The organism is Nostoc sp. (genome assembly GCF_036919555.1).
Classification (GTDB): Bacteria; Cyanobacteriota; Cyanobacteriia; order Cyanobacteriales; family Nostocaceae; genus Nostoc.
Genome location: NZ_JBALCS010000040.1, coordinates 1 through 15,408, shown reverse-complemented (window position 1 = coordinate 15,408; position 15,408 = coordinate 1). Strand labels below are relative to the sequence as shown.

At 41.4% G+C, this 15,408-nt stretch carries 11 protein-coding genes and 3 tRNA genes; 6 read left to right on the top strand and 8 right to left on the bottom strand.

Translation table 11 applies throughout. The annotated features are described in order from the left end of the window. Nucleotides 1–399: 399 nt before the first annotated feature. Entirely contained in the window at nt 400–1,746 is a 1,347-nt protein-coding gene (gene gorA, locus V7K36_RS12470) for a glutathione-disulfide reductase (RefSeq protein WP_335116106.1), read from the bottom strand. A 398-nt stretch (nt 1,747–2,144) separates the two neighbouring features. Between gorA and V7K36_RS12465 the strand changes: the two genes are divergently transcribed. Continuing rightward, nucleotides 2,145–2,432, top strand: a complete 288-nt coding sequence (locus tag V7K36_RS12465) for a ribbon-helix-helix domain-containing protein (RefSeq protein ID WP_335116104.1) — start codon at nt 2,145–2,147, stop codon at nt 2,430–2,432. A 42-nt stretch (nt 2,433–2,474) separates the two neighbouring features. On the opposite strand, the gene V7K36_RS12460 is transcribed toward V7K36_RS12465, so the two are convergent. Further along, complete coding sequence (locus V7K36_RS12460; protein ID WP_335116102.1) at nt 2,475–3,134, bottom strand: exonuclease; 660 nt, start codon at nt 3,132–3,134, stop codon at nt 2,475–2,477. A 130-nt stretch (nt 3,135–3,264) separates the two neighbouring features. Here V7K36_RS12460 and V7K36_RS12455 point away from each other — a divergent pair, with 130 nt between their 5' ends. Further along, on the top strand, nt 3,265–5,325 hold the full coding sequence (locus tag V7K36_RS12455; protein ID WP_335116100.1) for a LuxR C-terminal-related transcriptional regulator: 2,061 nt from the start codon (nt 3,265–3,267) through the stop codon (nt 5,323–5,325). A gap of 298 nt (nt 5,326–5,623) precedes the next feature. Here the strand turns inward: V7K36_RS12455 and V7K36_RS12450 are convergent, their stop codons facing one another. The 4 genes from V7K36_RS12450 to V7K36_RS12435 all read right to left on the bottom strand — a co-directional run bounded on the left by V7K36_RS12450 (nt 5,624) and on the right by V7K36_RS12435 (nt 7,784). Beyond that, nucleotides 5,624–7,225 carry a TROVE domain-containing protein gene (locus V7K36_RS12450; RefSeq protein WP_335116098.1) on the bottom strand — a complete coding sequence of 534 codons (1,602 nt, stop codon included), beginning with the start codon at nt 7,223–7,225 and terminating at the stop codon, nt 5,624–5,626. Nucleotides 7,226–7,261: 36 nt separating this feature from the next. After that, nucleotides 7,262–7,388 (bottom strand) — tRNA-OTHER (locus V7K36_RS12445). A gap of 73 nt (nt 7,389–7,461) precedes the next feature. Continuing rightward, nucleotides 7,462–7,588: transfer RNA gene (locus tag V7K36_RS12440), tRNA-OTHER, on the bottom strand. 66 nt (nt 7,589–7,654) lie between these two features. Then, nucleotides 7,655–7,784, bottom strand: a tRNA-OTHER gene (locus V7K36_RS12435). Nucleotides 7,785–8,382: 598 nt separating this feature from the next. Between V7K36_RS12435 and V7K36_RS12430 the strand changes: the two genes are divergently transcribed. Next, nucleotides 8,383–9,111 carry a hypothetical protein gene (locus V7K36_RS12430; RefSeq protein ID WP_335116097.1) on the top strand — a complete coding sequence of 243 codons (729 nt, stop codon included), beginning with the start codon at nt 8,383–8,385 and terminating at the stop codon, nt 9,109–9,111. Nucleotides 9,112–9,133: 22 nt separating this feature from the next. Here the strand turns inward: V7K36_RS12430 and V7K36_RS12425 are convergent, their stop codons facing one another. After that, on the bottom strand, nt 9,134–10,279 hold the full coding sequence (locus V7K36_RS12425) for a quinone-dependent dihydroorotate dehydrogenase (protein ID WP_335116095.1): 1,146 nt from the start codon (nt 10,277–10,279) through the stop codon (nt 9,134–9,136). Nucleotides 10,280–10,338: 59 nt separating this feature from the next. On the opposite strand from V7K36_RS12425, the gene V7K36_RS12420 reads away from it, so the two are divergent. Beyond that, nucleotides 10,339–10,713, top strand: a complete 375-nt coding sequence (locus tag V7K36_RS12420; protein WP_335116093.1) for a GNAT family N-acetyltransferase — start codon at nt 10,339–10,341, stop codon at nt 10,711–10,713. 97 nt (nt 10,714–10,810) lie between these two features. Here the strand turns inward: V7K36_RS12420 and V7K36_RS12415 are convergent, their stop codons facing one another. Continuing rightward, nucleotides 10,811–11,200, bottom strand: a complete 390-nt coding sequence (locus tag V7K36_RS12415) for a hypothetical protein (RefSeq protein WP_335116091.1) — start codon at nt 11,198–11,200, stop codon at nt 10,811–10,813. A 250-nt stretch (nt 11,201–11,450) separates the two neighbouring features. Between V7K36_RS12415 and V7K36_RS12410 the strand changes: the two genes are divergently transcribed. Together V7K36_RS12410 and V7K36_RS12405 are read left to right on the top strand one after the other, a co-directional pair. Beyond that, nucleotides 11,451–14,363 (top strand): sensor histidine kinase, encoded by a 2,913-nt coding sequence (locus V7K36_RS12410; RefSeq protein WP_335116089.1) that lies wholly within the window; start codon nt 11,451–11,453, stop codon nt 14,361–14,363. A 686-nt stretch (nt 14,364–15,049) separates the two neighbouring features. Then, a complete protein-coding gene (locus V7K36_RS12405) occupies nt 15,050–15,349 on the top strand; it encodes a helix-turn-helix domain-containing protein (protein ID WP_335116087.1) in 300 nt (99 codons plus the stop codon). Nucleotides 15,350–15,408: the final 59 nt, after the last annotated feature.

Here is a 15,408-nt window from a genome sequence, read left to right as displayed (position 1 = left end):
ATATCTAAATGCGTGGTTATACTGATTCGTTTCGGCATAGTTCAGCGTTTTCATCCCTACTTTTATCATAAGTGATTATCCGAACATGATATTACGCACCAGTAACGGAAAAACGAACCGCAAAGGACGCGTACCCCTTCGGGGAAGCAAGCTACGCGTAGCGTCTCGTAGAGAAGTACACGTTCGCCCTTGGCGTCTCCGAAGGAGAAGGAATAAGAGTTTAAGAGAGTTTTTGCATAAGTCCTGTGAAACTGGGGCTACTTGTAATGGTACAGGTCTTAAACCCTTTAATTTACGATAATTGGGCACAAGGGCGGGGAGCAGAGAAGAAGGATTTTCTCCCATACACCTCGCCCCTTTGTCTGTTCGTGCCTTTTTCACTTAGCCCTGCACATGATTTTAATTTAACGACAAGAATTCTTCTGCTGCTGTGGGATGAATGCCTATTGTTTCATCCAGGTCTTCCTTGGTAATGCCCTTGCGAATTGCCACGCCGAGACTTTGAATGATATTTGCTGCGTCTTCACCCACCATATGAGCACCCAAGACTTGCCCAGAATCACCATTTAACACTAACTTCATAGTGGTTGGCTCATTCTGTTCGATTAGCTGATACAACAGTGGTTGGAACTGGGTGCAGTAGCATTGTACAGATTCACCAAATTTTTCCCGTGCTTTCGCCTCTGTCAACCCCACACTAGCCGCTTCTGGACGGCAAAAAACAGCAGTGGGCACATAATCATAATTTAGTTTTTGCGGCTTGTTCCCAAAAACTGTATCGGCAAAGGCAATACCTTCTGCCTGAGCCACTGGAGATAGTTGCACGCGGCTGGTGCAGTCACCCACAGCAAAAATGTTTTCTTGGCTGGTGCGGCTGTATTCATCTACTTTAATTGCACCATCTTCACCGAGTTCAACATGGGCATTTTCCAAACCAAGATTCTTGGTATTTGGAGCGTAACCTGTGGCAACTAAGATGGTATCTGCTGTAATTATTTCTCGGTTCTCACCAGTAATAGTTAACAACAAACCTTCTTCTGAGAATTTGATTTCTTGACTGGTGCTGTTGGTGAATAACTTAATTCCCCGTTTACTCAAACCCTGTTGTACCGCAGAGCGAATATCATTATCAAACCCTGATAAAATCATCTCGTCTTTTTCAATTACCGTCACCTCGCAGCCAAAAGCGTGCATCATGCTGGAAAATTCTACGCCAATGTAGCCGCCGCCAATAATTGCTAAACGTTTCGGCAAATAAGGTAGCTGAAACATCTCGCGGGATGTGATGGCGTATTCTATACCTGGGATGTTGGGCTTGAGGGGTTGTCCGCCGACAGCAATTAAAATTTTGTCGGCTGTAACTTTGCGTCCATCAATATTGATAGTATGGGCATCAATGAAAGTGGCTTGTTGAGAAATTAATTCAATTCCAGCTTTTTGCAATTGCTGAAAATAGGATTGGTTAACCCTGTCAATATGCTGATGTACTGACTTAATAAATAATGTCCAGTCAAAGTATGTTTGACAGTCACTCCACCCATAACTGTGCGCTATTTGATTTTGCAGGGCGAAGTCAGCGGCGTAGACAATCAGTTTTTTGGGAACACAACCGCGATTTACACAGGTTCCACCGATGGCTTCTTGTTCAGCAACAGCTACACGGACACCGTAACTAGCTGCTTTTTTAGCTGCTGCCAATCCCCCAGGCCCAGCACCAATGACAAACAAATCGTAATCAAATGTCATAAAAATCTGTTCCTTTTTTACTTTTTGGAAAGCAGAGCTATTTCATCCCTTATAGTTATTCAGACAAAACTTCATCTACTGTCTTTGGGTGGACAATTTGGGATGAAACCAGGCTGATATTTAGCACATTGCCGCATTAATAGTAATTACATCCAAAAGGAACAGCGAGCGCCCGAATATTGCTAAGTTATATTACATTATCTTGCTAAAAAAATATCTTGTCTATTCTACCAGAGGTAAATGTTTGCGTAGGCGTAGCCCGTCGTAGACATCGCTTAGTTTTGGTAGGTATGCGATCGCGCTTTTGATCCAAAGCATATAAATAACAGCCTAATCTTCAGTTACAATCTCACCTAAGACTAAAATAGTTATGGAAAAACACCCTTGTAAATAAATCTATGAATGTGTTTTTAAATCCAGAGATAGAGCAATTCATCCAAACTCAGATTGAAAGTGGTAAGTATGCTTCGCCAGAGGAAGTAATCGTTGATGCTCTCAAGATGTTTGCAGCAAAAGGTCACATTGAAGCACCAGTGCAGGTAAAAACACCTGAAGAATTGGGGTGGCCTTCTGGTTTTTTTGAACAGACGGCTGGTTGTCTACAAGATGATCCTGTAGTGAGATATCCCCAAGGTGAATACAACTGTTCGGTTTTGCAACCTACCAAGCTATCCGACTCGGTTTAATATTTGAACAGAGTTACACCTACGAGCTTTGCGATCGCGCTTCTAGGCAGCAACTGCACTGAAGAAAAAATTCAACCGATTAAGCCATTGATGCCAGACATGAATTAGCCTTGCACGATCAAATTCAAAAATCTCTGCTTCTTCACCTGGCAAGGCTACAACGATAAGAGCATGGTTAATTTTGGAGTTAAAAAGACAATCGCTATAATACCGATTTATCGCACCACCATAAGCAGCTAGTTGTAAAGGCTTGTCATAAAGCTTATCAAATCTCAGTTTTGGTTCCTCGGCTGTAGTCCATTCAATTACATACGGAACGCCTTGATAACGAGCAACTAAATCAACTTTCCCGGCGTAAACTTCCTGATAGTTAGGCACAACTTCTTCAACCAGTTGAACATCGCTAAGTTGGTTTAGCACAGATTGAACGCTATCCCAATAAGGCTGAATCAGGCTGTTGTCAGGTTTGGGCGAGTAACCTTGCAGATATTCTTTAATCAACTGATGTAAGGCATTTCCTCGATGACGGCTGTTAGCAGCGATTCGATTTGCTTCTGCATCGCCAACTTTATTGCGCCAACAAGAGAGGGCGGCTAGAGACTGCGGTGGCTGTGTTGCTTTTAAAACTGTGGTGACACCAGGAAGAAGAACGCCACCATTGCCTTGATAGTAGCATCGTCCGTTGATGTATGTAGATTTCATAAGTTGTGAGTGGTGAATTACTACATCAACTTTTGCGTTAGCCTAGTACACAAGTAATACACATGCTGTGAGTCTTTGCGAGTATATCGAGTACACAGATGTGTACCGTGGTTGTGATGGGCTGATAGTTATGAATCAACAACATTTTAATGCAGTGTTTAATCGCTTAACTCAAAGGCGGCGAGAGGTACTGCTGAAACTACTTGCTAACGAAAAAGATGAAGCGATCGCTAATTCTTTACATATTCAGAAACCAACTGTCAGAAAACATCGTGAGGAAATTTGTAAGTTATTTGGCTTAAATAATGAATTTTCAGACGAACGCCGTTCAAAGTTTCCAGAATTGATTGCTTTATTTGCCAAGTACAAACCTGAGTTATTAAATCAAAATACTTCAGAGTTATCACAAACTGAAAATTTCGGTGAAGATAAAACGATATCTGAAAATCCTGATTTTGTTGGGCGTGAGAATGCGATCGCACACCTCGACAACTTTGTTAACGAAGGTGCAAAGGTTATTCTAATTCACGCAGAGGGCGGTATAGGTAAAACAACCTTAGCTACAAAATGGTTTGAGCTTCAAGGTTTAGAATATCTTGAACTGCGTGTAGGAAGTACATCTCAAAACCTGAACTCATTAGAAGATTGGGTTAGAGTCAAGCTCAGATATCATTTTAAGGAGAATCCAGAACAAGATTTTATGACTATGATGGAGCAATTTAAAAGCAAGCTCCAAGAACAAAGAATCGGCGTGTTAATTTATAATCTTGAATTTGCTTTGAGAAATGGCGAATTTAGAGAACCTCATAATAGTAACTATATAGAACTATTAACAGTACTTGCTCATCAAAGTGTGCAGTCATTCACCCTGATCACAAGCTGTGAGTTACTGCATGAACCCGACTTAATCAAGCTTAAAAATTTTCAATATTATTGGCTACAAGAGTTGAAACATGAAGCTTGGGGGGATTATTTTGTTAGTCGCAACATTACTATAGATACTGATGCTCTTTATGAAATAAATCGAGCCTATGGCGGAAATGCCTTTGCTATGTCTCTCCTGAGTCCTGAAATTTTAAAGGAATCACAAGGAAATTTAAAAGTTTACTGGCAGGATAATCGTGATGATCTATTGAGGCATCCAACTCTAGAAAATCTAGAAAAACTTGTTCAACGCCAGTTTAACAAACTTCAACAAGATAATCCCCAAGTCTATAAACTTTTATGTCGCTTAGGATGTTACCGTTATCAATATATTCCTGTAATATCTGAAAAAGGAATTTTTTGCTTACTTTGGGATGAGCAAAATGAGCAAAATCAACGCCGATTTATCAGGGATTTAAAAAACAGAGCTTTAGTGAAGTTTAGCAGTGAAGGATACTATTTATATGAAGTTATCCGCCAAGAAGCGATAGAAAGACTTAAATTAACAGATGATTGTAAACAATCTCATGCTGAAGCCGGAATATTTTTATCTACATTAATATCTAATAACTGCCAAACAATTATCCCAAAAATTAATTTTACGAAAGTGAATGATACTCAAGAACAAATGTATCTAAATATAGAAAGTGCAGAAACAGCAGTAAAACAAGAACTTACTAAACAGGAAACAATTGCTTTAGAAGTTGTTTATCATGCTATGGAATTTTATGGCTCAGATTCTTTTGAAGAGTTAAGACAAGACCCAAAGGTATTAGATAATCCTTTCTTGAAAGCTATCAAAAATATGGTTTTTGAATATGTTGATTGTTATAGTAATTTAGGTATAACACTTTATAAATTTGCATTAACTACACAAGTATTAGGAATAATCGATCAAAGGGAAGGAAATTTTATAGCAAGTAGCAAGGAATTTGAGTATTACCAAAGAAGTTTGAAAGTTAGCCAATGTTTTTTTGAAACAGCTTTGCTGATAGCGACAAGAGTTAAAGAGGATAAATTAATGATTAATTTACTTCGCTCCTTAGCTGAATGTCAGGATTTTACGGGAATATTTTTACATCAAATTACAAAAAGTAACGAAAGTAAAGAAGCTTTTAATGAAATCAAAGTAAAGTTGGAAAAAGTAGTACAAATATTTGATAAACTGTCATTTTATCAACAAATTGAGGAAGTAAAACAAGCAATTTATAGTCTAAGAATAAATGAAGAACATTACAGTACATTCATAGCAAAATTTTTGACTTAATTAGCAGAATTTTAACTCACAAGTTTGAGAAATGCGATCGCACATCGAAGACACCCTACTCTTACGCATCGCTGAAATAGAAAAACGACCATTCAAAAATTAAATCGCCTTCTTCTTTGCGTGAGGTAAAAATGAAAAACAAAGGCGGGTGCGGGGATTGAACCCGCTAATCCCCACAATGGTGGAGACATAACCGATAACCCTAAATTCTTCGGCCCCGAAAGGCAAGTTGCGAACAGGGATAACCCGCCATGAAGCATGAAGGATAAAGTGTTCATCCTTTACCCTTCAGCAATATCTACAACTCATCCGTAGCCAGCATTTGGATGATCCGAGGCGTACCCGGATCGAACCCTGCCAAATCCCAAGACAGCGAATCTTCAGGATCTACCAAGGTAATTTGGTAAGGTGTCAAGCTGACATACACCGCCTTGACGTTGGGATTCACCTTTTTCCGGTACTGTTTTAGCGCTTGACTTGGATGCTTATTTCCAGCCCAGCTTTCTGAGTCAGTCCAAAAGCAGACAACATCTGCCTTGAACTTATTTTTAATCATCCAGTCGTAAGCCACAGATGCATCGGTTCCACCAAAGTTTTGGTTGCTAGCTTTGCGAACCGCAGAACTAAAACTATCTTTGGCAGTGATACCCAATTCACGAAATTCGGTAGCAAAGCCGCGAATCATGTAGTTTTTCTCTGCTTTTGCTGTTACTAGTGCCATTGTGGTGGCAATTTCACAGCAACTCAGCCCCATATCTGCAACCAAGCTACCCATAGAACCAGAAACGTCTACGGCGTGCATGAAGACTTTACCTGTGGGTTTCACAACATCAAAAGATAGTTCAACCGCCTTTTCTAAGATGTCCACAATCCGAGGAACTGGGTTCCAAGTTTTCTTACTGCGTCCTAATGTTCCACCAGATTCATAAGTTTTGAGTGCTTTCAAAACATCAATCGGATGGATGCGACCTTTACGCAGATGTTCTCTGCGATTAAGAACTGCTTCCACTTGCAGCAAATTGGCGCTTTCATCGGCTCGCAACACACCCAGTTCAGTTAAAGAACCCAAGTTACGCAGCATTGCACCTATTGGCATTTCCTGAAATAGCAGCTGCCAAGCTTGCTGATCCATTTTGCCCACAGGTGCAGCCATTTCGTGGGTTAAGCGTCCTTGGGAAATAGCTTCATGGGTTTGGGTAGGATTTCGCTTGAGCCACTCATACCACCAAATCTGCGCCAACGCCTCTGAGGGAATATCTGCTGGCAATTCTTCCCAGCCTCTAACTACCCACTCAAATAGTTGACGGTGATTTTCTGTAGGCGGTTTCACATGGAACAACCGCAACGCATCTCGGTGGGAGAAGCCTTGACGCTGTTGATATTTCAACAGTTGATAAGCTAAACCCTTGACATCTTCCCTTGAGAGCCAAGTTTTACCAGCTTCCCGCACTACTTTGCCAAATCCCCGTAAAGATTTGGTGTAGTTCAACCATTCGTAGAAGTGGCTACCAGTCCGAACAACTTGCGGGAAGATTTCACCAAACGCCTGTTTTGCTTGTGGTGCTTCACCCATCGATAGCAGCACCAAAGCTAAGATAGGCGCACTGTTATTGATGGCGCGTCCATCGCTAGCATACAAAATTTCTTCCGCTACACGGCTGGGATTTTCGGCAACGGCTTGTCTGACAACTGTCACAAAATCTTCAGTTAATTCCTGTTTACCAGCGTAGTAAGTGCTTTTTGCTGTGCCAACCAAAAGACAACGGCGCAGCATTTTCCAAATGCCAGCATCAAACATAAAGCCACCGGAACGTCCCTGAATCATCTCTGTTTCTCGTCCGGGGATAGGCTGATTTTGTGATGTAGTTGTTTTATTTTTAGTGAAAAAATTGTAATTCATCGCTTCATCTCCCGGCCCTTGCGGGCAAAAATGAAATGTGGCAGAGCAGGATTTGAACCTGCGACATCCGGCTTAACAGGCGATAACCCTAATTCGTCGGCCTTTTCAGGCAAGGTGTGAAGAAGGATGTTTTTCGGCGCTCTACCACTGAGCTACCTGCCACATGAAAATTTGGGATTTTGGATTTTAGATTTTAAATTTAATCCCAAATCGCAAATCCAAAATCTAAAATTATTTGGTGTAGCAGAGCGGGATTTGAACCCGCGACCTCTCGAACCCTATTCGATAACCCTAATTCGTCGGCCTTTTCAGGCAAGGGGTGAAGAAGGATGTTTAGCGCTCTACCACTGAGCTACCCGCCACATAAAATTTTGGATTTGAGATTTTAAATTCAATTCCATTATCCAAAATCTAAAATCTAAAATTAATTGGTGTAGTGGAGCGGGAATCGAACCCGCCACCTCCCGCTTGGCAGGCGATAACCCTCAATTCATCGGCCTTTTCAGGCAAGGGGTGAATAAGGATATTTAGGCGCTCTAACCACTGAGCTACCCACCACATGAAAAATTTTAGATTTTAAATTTTAGATTTTAGATTCAATCCAAAATCTAAAATTAGTTTGGTGTAGCGAAACAGGATTTTTACCTGCACCTCCAGAAGTTTGATCAAGGGTGTTTTAGTTATATGCAATAACCCTCGATCCGTCGGCCTTTCCGGGCAAGGTGGGCGCTCTGTCATTTGAGCTATCCGCTACTGGTGAAAGCTAACTCCCTAATGAAAGTTGACTTGTATTATTAATGTAGTATATGTATTATTTGTTGTCAAGGGGCTGGCAAGCTAATTTAGAATTATTGCTTTGCAAAGAGAAGTATGAGCGGCACAAGCGAGCTGCTGCTCAGAATTTTGCGGGGATATTTATTATCCACACTAGATTGCGATCGCTCTTGTCAAAACCCTCTTATTTTCTCTGGAAAAAACTTCTGCCCGATCGCTAATTAATTGAAGATAAGCAGAAAGGTGATAAGGATATAACACCCACTAAATAAAGGTTTTGCCGGCAAATTTGCCGCAACTTGGCCAAAAGATACAAAAAAGTGTCTTAATTTTTGCCAATATAGATAGTATTATTTCCTAAAATTCACTTGGCAAAAATCGGCATGAGTGAAAAACCCATAGAAGGTTACGGCAAGGCTTTTCTCGTTCTACTTTTGCCCATCTCGTTTTTGATTATTTTTCTGGTTACTACCTGGAGAATTTTACTGGCGGTAATTTTGCTGGTAATTGGCTTCAAGCTTTGGCAGGAATATCAATGGCAACAGTGGACTGTGCGAGTTAACCCAATTTTTCATCAGTTGGTTCGCGAAAATCAAGGCAGACTTACGCCAATGGACTTGGCAATCAAGGGCAATTTTCCTGGAACAACGGCAAAACGCTACTTGGATGGAAAAGCCTCGGAATTTGGTGCGAGTATAGTCAACTCTGAAGATGCAGGGCAGTCTTATTACTTTATAACTGCCAGCATTCTCGGCAATATTCTTGACAGTAGTGAGCCTGTTAAAGAACTTCCTACTCAACCAGTTACTAAAACTGCGCGATCGCTCCTAGCACCACCACCACCAACGCCACAGGAGGAACAACTAGAAACCGAATCACTCCCACAACCAAACCATGAGGAGGCTAAACGATCACTGGAAAAACAGTTAGTTTTTGGCTCTCTGATCCAATCTGAACTTGCCAAACGGCTAAATGTCTATTCCAGCACTGTTTATAAACGGCGAAATGATCCAGAGTTTCCTGAGTGGAGTCGCAGCAGAGACCCTGATGCTATTGCCTGGTCATACTCAGAAAAAACTAAGGAGTTTTTCCCACTGGAGGAAGAAGGTTAAACAATTCAAAAATCAAAAATAATTAATATTTTTGATTTTTGAATTCTAAACCCACAGCTTCGTTGATGGAATTTAATCCGCTTTCTTCTAACTTGGTAAGCAAACCTGAAAGAATCCGGCGTACCATCAGTGGTCCTTCGTAAATCCAGCCTGTATAAACCTGGATCAAGCTAGCACCAGCAGTAATTTTCTCCCAAGCATCTTCACCAGAAAAGATACCACCAACGCCAATAATCGGGATTTGTCCTTGGGTTTGCTGCCAAATAAAACGAATTACCTCAGTGGAGCGATCGCGCAATGGTTCACCACTAATTCCGCCAGCTTCATCCTGGGGTGATTTGCCCGTTTGGTCAATCACCTGGGTTTTTAGTCCATCACGGCAGATGGTGGTGTTAGTGGCGATAATTCCCGCCAGTTGGTAGGTTTTAGCAAGAGTTATAATATCAGCGATCGCTGACCATTCTAAATCTGGCGCTATCTTGACAAAAATCGGTTTTTGTGTAGTATTTTCTTGTTGCAATAATTCTAAGATGCCACTGAGCATAGAAGCATCTTGGAGCGATCGCAACCCCGGTGTATTGGGGGAAGAGACATTAACAACAAAATAGTCTCCCAAATCCTTGAGTAAGCGAAAACTATCGAGATAATCCTGTGCGGCTGCTTCTAGGGGAGTTACCTTAGATTTACCGAAATTTATCCCTATAGGTATTGACTGGGTTAACTCATGCTTTTCTTGTGCTAATCGTGCCGCCATTGCTGCTGCACCACGATTATTAAAGCCCATCCGATTGAGAGCAGCTTTATCCAACGGCAAGCGAAACAAACGGGGACGCGGATTTCCTGGCTGTGCGTGAAAAGTTACAGTTCCTAGTTCCGCAAAGCCAAAACCCAGGTTAGACCAAATGCCAGTAGCTACTCCATCCTTGTCGAAACCAGCTGCTAACCCTACGGGATTTGGGAAATTTAGCCCAAACAAATTTTGTTGTAGGCGTGAATCATACAGACATAAGGACTGCTTTAGGCGTTGGTTTACCCAACTAGCTCTTTGGCGGATGCCTGTTTGCGATAGCCAACTAAAACTGCGAATCGTCTGCTGGTGTAACCACTCGGAATCGGTTTTTACTACATTGAACAAAAGCGGACGAATGGCAAATTTATAAATATCCATTAGCTTTTATCAGGATGATTACAGTTCAGTTAGAACAGGAAGTAACTCAGCAGGATCGGATGAAAGTCATCCAAATGATTCGCCAGTTCAATCAACATTTTTTTCCGTTGTCGGAGTGGCAATCTATAGCAGTTTTTGCACGAGATGAATCAGGCTTGATTGTGGGTGGAGTTCTGGGTGAAATCGGTTGCGATTGGCTTTATATAAGAATCCTAGTTGTTCAAGAAGACTTACGCGGCAAAGGGATTGGAAGCAACATCCTTAAAATTGCTGAAAAAGAAGGTCAAAAGCAAAACTGTGTAGGGGTTCATCTTGAAACATTAGAGTTTCAAGCTAAGGAATTTTATGAATCTCAAGGCTACACTGTATTTGCTTTTCAAGAAAATTACCCACTTAGGCATAAAAGATACTTCATGCAAAAGTTATTCAGCTAATTCTGTAAATTTAAATCCCCGTTACAAAACTTAATGACGTTAGCGAGTCCGCAAACGTCATTACGAATTACGAATTATTTTAAGTAGACTGCCGCGCTTACTCTTTAGCTTGTCGGAGTTCTTCTCTAGCTTGTCGGAGTTCTTCTCTAGCTTGTCGGAGTTCTTCTCTAGCTTGCCGTGCTTCCTCTTTAGCTTGCCGTGCTTCCTCTTTAGCTTGTAGGAGTTCTTTTTTAGTTAGCCGCACTTCTTCGGCAATCTGCCGCACTTCTTCGGCAGAATTTCTGATTTCTTCAGCAAACTGCCGGGTTTTTTCGGCAGAATTTCTCATTTCTTCAGCAAGCTGTCGCTGCTCCTCTTGTGATAACCTAGTGTCTTCAGCAGACTCTCGCTCGTTTTCTTGTGAGAGCCTGGAATCTTCAGCAGACTCTCGCTTTTCTTCTGAGACTTGTCTCTGCTCCTCTAGAGCATCAGACGAAGTTTCGCCCATTTCCCTAGTACTCCATAATCTAACTTCAACGAACCCCTTAGCTAGAACTTTCAGCAAACACCCGTAGCAATATTACTCAGGATGCTTTTCTGAGCATCTTATATACTACATTAATTACCTGATTTTTTACGGTATCTGGAAAACCTCACTTCCATCCTTCTCTCCTGCAAAGAGATTAGGTTTTGCGTTGACTTTTCCATATAACGTGAAAAGTCAGATATATTACAAGCTATGTTAACCAATAAATCAGATGGGGCAGCCGCAAAAACCTATAGCCGGCGAACAGCAGATCATCTCCTTGGGACGTGTCCTGCAACGCCTCAGAGAAGAAGATAATGTTGACGTTCTGATTGAAACTACTATTTCTTATCTCAAAGAACAGTTTGACTACAAACTGATTTGGATTGCTCTTTATGATCGCCTGAATCACATATTGTTCGGCAAAGGAGGCATAACACCTGATAATGATACGGTCTTTTTACGGCAAAGAGTTGTTCTCAATCCTGGGGATTTATTAGAGCAAGTAGTGATTGAACAACATCCCTTGGGTGTAGCTGATTTGCAAACTGAAATCCGCGCCACCCAATGGCACAAAGTTGCCCAAAAATTCCATATCAAGGGAACGATTATTTTACCAATTCGCTATAAAGACCGTTGCGTAGGCTTGCTGTTACTAGGTTCAGAACGCTGGGGCTACTTACTCACAGGGGAAGCAAAAGCACGTTTGATGATGGTTTTAGGCGAGCTGGGGGCAGTGCTTTATCAAAATGAGATGGATTTGCAGCACAAGCAAACCAAGAGAACCGACGAGCCATTATTAGAATTGCTGGGAAATTTACGCACCCTGACTAACCTCAATCAAAAACTTGAAGCAGCAGTGCAAGCAACTCATAAATTTGTCTCCCCTAGCCGGACAAATGTTTACTGGTTTGAGCGGGAAGGGCGCTACTTTTGGTGTCGGATGAGCAATCAGCTTGTCAAACTTGATCGCAATTCCAGCACTCAGCAAGCAGCAGGAATGACTGTACAGGACTTAAGCGACTTTTATTATGCTTTGACAGTTAACCAAATTGTCTCGATTGGTGATGCACGTAGTTCTTTAAAGAGTCATTTTACGGTAAAATTGCTGCAACGGCTGAAGGTACGATCGCTCTTGGCAGCTCCTGTCATCTGGCAAAAGGACTTAGTAGGTTTTCTGGCGGTAGAAAGCAATGAACCTCGGATATGGATGGAGACAGAGAAAAATTTCGTCCAGGGTGTTGCTGGCTTAATCTCCCTGGTTGCACCTACCGAAAGCATGGAAAGCACTATCAAACAGATTCAAGAGGATGCTCAACTTACTAGCCAAGTTGCCCAAGGTATTTATAGCGAACATGACCTTCAGGAAACTTTACAAAGCTGTGCTAAAAGAGTTTTAGCTCGACTAGGTGCGACGCGATTTTTGCTGTTGCAGTATGACCCAGAGCAGAATAATTATCAATTTATTTACCAAAATCAGCCCTATAATCGCCGCTCCTTGACATTTACCCTTAATACTCTCAAAGAATTAGATGGGCAGCTTTTGCAACGTTCAACTCAAGCTGTGGAAATTGAGAACTTAGATGAAGATTTACGCTTTTTTAACTGGCGTCCCCTTTTACTAGAAAATGGTGTGCGATCGCTACTTATTTGTAAATGCACTCACGAGCATATACCAGCAGCGCTTTTGGTGATCACTCACGAAACCCATCGTTCTTGGACAACTTTGGAAAAGGAATTACTCTGGGCTGTCAGTCAACAGATTGGTGTAATTGTTCGTCAGTGGCAATTACATAACCGCACCACCCAGCAGCAAAAAGTTTCCCAGGCATTTGAGCAATGCCTACGCATCCTGTCACAATCCCAGAACAGCAAAATCGAGGTCGAAAAAAAGCATTTAGAACGCACAGCACTCGAACAAATAGCATCCATTTTGGGCTGTCCCCTAGCGATACTCCTATCCTGGTCGCCTGGTGAAAGTTGGGCAGAAATTATCCCTGGACTGATTGACAATAGTAAATTTGGGATTTTTTCCGATGCATCTATTTCTATCCAGTTTGAAGCCTTAATTCAGTGGGCACTTGCTACGAAGACTTACCTGACTTTGAAGGTAGATAATTTAACCACGGGAACCCGAAAATGGTTGAATATTCCAGACAAAGGTCAAATTTTGGTGATGGCATTACGTACCAATGCTGACGATGAAATCACAGGTGTAGTGTTGCTGGCAGACTATCAAGAGCGTCGCTGGTCAGAACAAAGCCTCAGTGCAACAGCAACTCTGATTTCTCAATTAGCCTGGTGGCGTCGTGAAAAGCAAATTACCCGACTTCTAGAATCCACAACCGAGGAATTACGACAACTTAACTGGTACAAACATCGTCGTCTAGAGGAAATTCAAAGAATAACGACCCATTCCCTTAAACAAATACATGATTTGGGCATTCCTACTAATGAACTGACTCAGATGCGCTACCAGCTATTGCTGCGGCAGTTAGACCACACAGCCACCTCTATGAGTGGAATGCTCAAACTAGAGCAGTGGCAGCTACATATTAGTTGGGAAACTATGCCTATAGCCAGTTTATTAAAGCGATCGCTCGAACGCATCGATAATTTACTTAAACAACAAAAGCTGTGGATTGGTGTACATGGTTTGGGACAACAAATTGAGGAAAAACAGTCGCCAAAGAACTCTTCATTAGCCAAAGGTGTTCCTACCTTAAACGCTCAATCTTCAATGGCGATCGCTGGTGATATTGTCAAAATTGAATTAGTTATCCATGAATTATTGGTTACTGCCTGTAACCGTTCTCAAACCGGCGGCAGAATTGATATTTGGTGTCGCCGTTTAGATACGTCTAAACCACTAGATGCAAGTGTAGAAACTGATCATCAGACATCGCTAGAACTATCGATTACATACAACGGTGCGATCGAACCACAGTTACTCACAGAGCTACATGATAATACACCCAAAGATGTGCTTGCTCACTCCAACCTCGACCAACCACCAGGTTTACATCTGCTAATCTGCCAAAACCTCATGCAGGAGTTGGGAGGAGAGTTGAATTTCTATCAATTACCAGATAATCGGGTAGTTAGCCGCTTGTTGTTGCCGTTAATTGGTAATGATTCTGTCTAGCATCAAAGAATGATTAATAAAAGCCTAAAACGACCTATTTTGGTAAATACATACCATGATTGATTTGTACAATGCGTAAGTCTTAAGTTCTATGTTATATCATGTCCGCCAAATTACCCATAATAAAAGAACCCCACCCGCAACCCCTAAGAGCTCTTCGGGAGGGGTTGCGGGTGGGGTTCTTCGGGTTTAATAAGTAATCAAGCGGACATGATATTAGTCACTTATTAACTATAAGCCTTAACAATTTATCCTTGTCACTGTCAAGGCTAATTAAACGGAGATATCAAATTATCTTAGTAATTATCTCAACTATTTTGTATATACAGCGTTTTTTAGGTAAATGAGGTAAACAGGTAGGAGCACAACAATGTTGTGCCCTTACAATAATCTGTACAGAGGCGCTTGTTGCAATCTGCTGTATTTACTGACTCAATAAAGAGCTAAGTAAATAGGCAAGAATAAATTAAACTATGTTACGTAATGTAAAGTTATGAAATAGGCTATTAGTAAGGGCTGAAACCCTTGCTAATAGCCTTTAATTATTCACATCTACTTACTTAAACCTGGAGTTTTTAATAACTTGAATATATCAAAAAAAACGTGACATTTTTTAAAAAAGTAGTTATACCATTTCTGTATGAAGCTGCGCTAAATTTCAAAAGGGTGCATTTGGTTTAAACGTGATGGGATTGAGATTGCAAGTCGAGATTAAAGAAAGCCTTGAAGAATTGGAAAAAGCTGTTAAATATGCGACAACAGCAAGTAGTAAAGAGCGATTACAAATGCTCTACTGGCTTAAAAGTGGTCAAGTCACAAGTCGGCAAGCGATCGCTAAACGTTTAGGACGGGATGAAGGAACAGTAACTCGTTGGTTAAGAAGGTATAAAGATCAGGGACGAAGTGGGTTGCTATGTGTCAAACATGCCCCTGGTAAAAAGCCGATAGTCATTAGACCTATCCGCGAATTACCAAATCTATGCTAGTAATAGGTTTGAGTCATTATTTAGGACAGGCGATCGCTGACACTAGTCTGACGATAGAA

Bases quoted from the DNA above. Each gene is read 5' to 3' on its own strand.
- gorA (WP_335116106.1), bottom strand. From the start codon at position 1,746: ATGACATTTGATTACGATTTGTTTGTCATTGGTGCTGGGCCTGGGGGA.
- V7K36_RS12465 (WP_335116104.1), top strand. From the start codon at position 2,145: ATGAATGTGTTTTTAAATCCAGAGATAGAGCAATTCATCCAAACTCAG.
- V7K36_RS12460 (WP_335116102.1), bottom strand. From the start codon at position 3,134: ATGAAATCTACATACATCAACGGACGATGCTACTATCAAGGCAATGGT.
- V7K36_RS12455 (WP_335116100.1), top strand. From the start codon at position 3,265: ATGAATCAACAACATTTTAATGCAGTGTTTAATCGCTTAACTCAAAGG.
- V7K36_RS12450 (WP_335116098.1), bottom strand. From the start codon at position 7,225: ATGAATTACAATTTTTTCACTAAAAATAAAACAACTACATCACAAAAT.
- V7K36_RS12430 (WP_335116097.1), top strand. From the start codon at position 8,383: ATGAGTGAAAAACCCATAGAAGGTTACGGCAAGGCTTTTCTCGTTCTA.
- V7K36_RS12425 (WP_335116095.1), bottom strand. From the start codon at position 10,279: ATGGATATTTATAAATTTGCCATTCGTCCGCTTTTGTTCAATGTAGTA.
- V7K36_RS12420 (WP_335116093.1), top strand. From the start codon at position 10,339: ATGAAAGTCATCCAAATGATTCGCCAGTTCAATCAACATTTTTTTCCG.
- V7K36_RS12415 (WP_335116091.1), bottom strand. From the start codon at position 11,200: ATGGGCGAAACTTCGTCTGATGCTCTAGAGGAGCAGAGACAAGTCTCA.
- V7K36_RS12410 (WP_335116089.1), top strand. From the start codon at position 11,451: ATGGGGCAGCCGCAAAAACCTATAGCCGGCGAACAGCAGATCATCTCC.
- V7K36_RS12405 (WP_335116087.1), top strand. From the start codon at position 15,050: ATGGGATTGAGATTGCAAGTCGAGATTAAAGAAAGCCTTGAAGAATTG.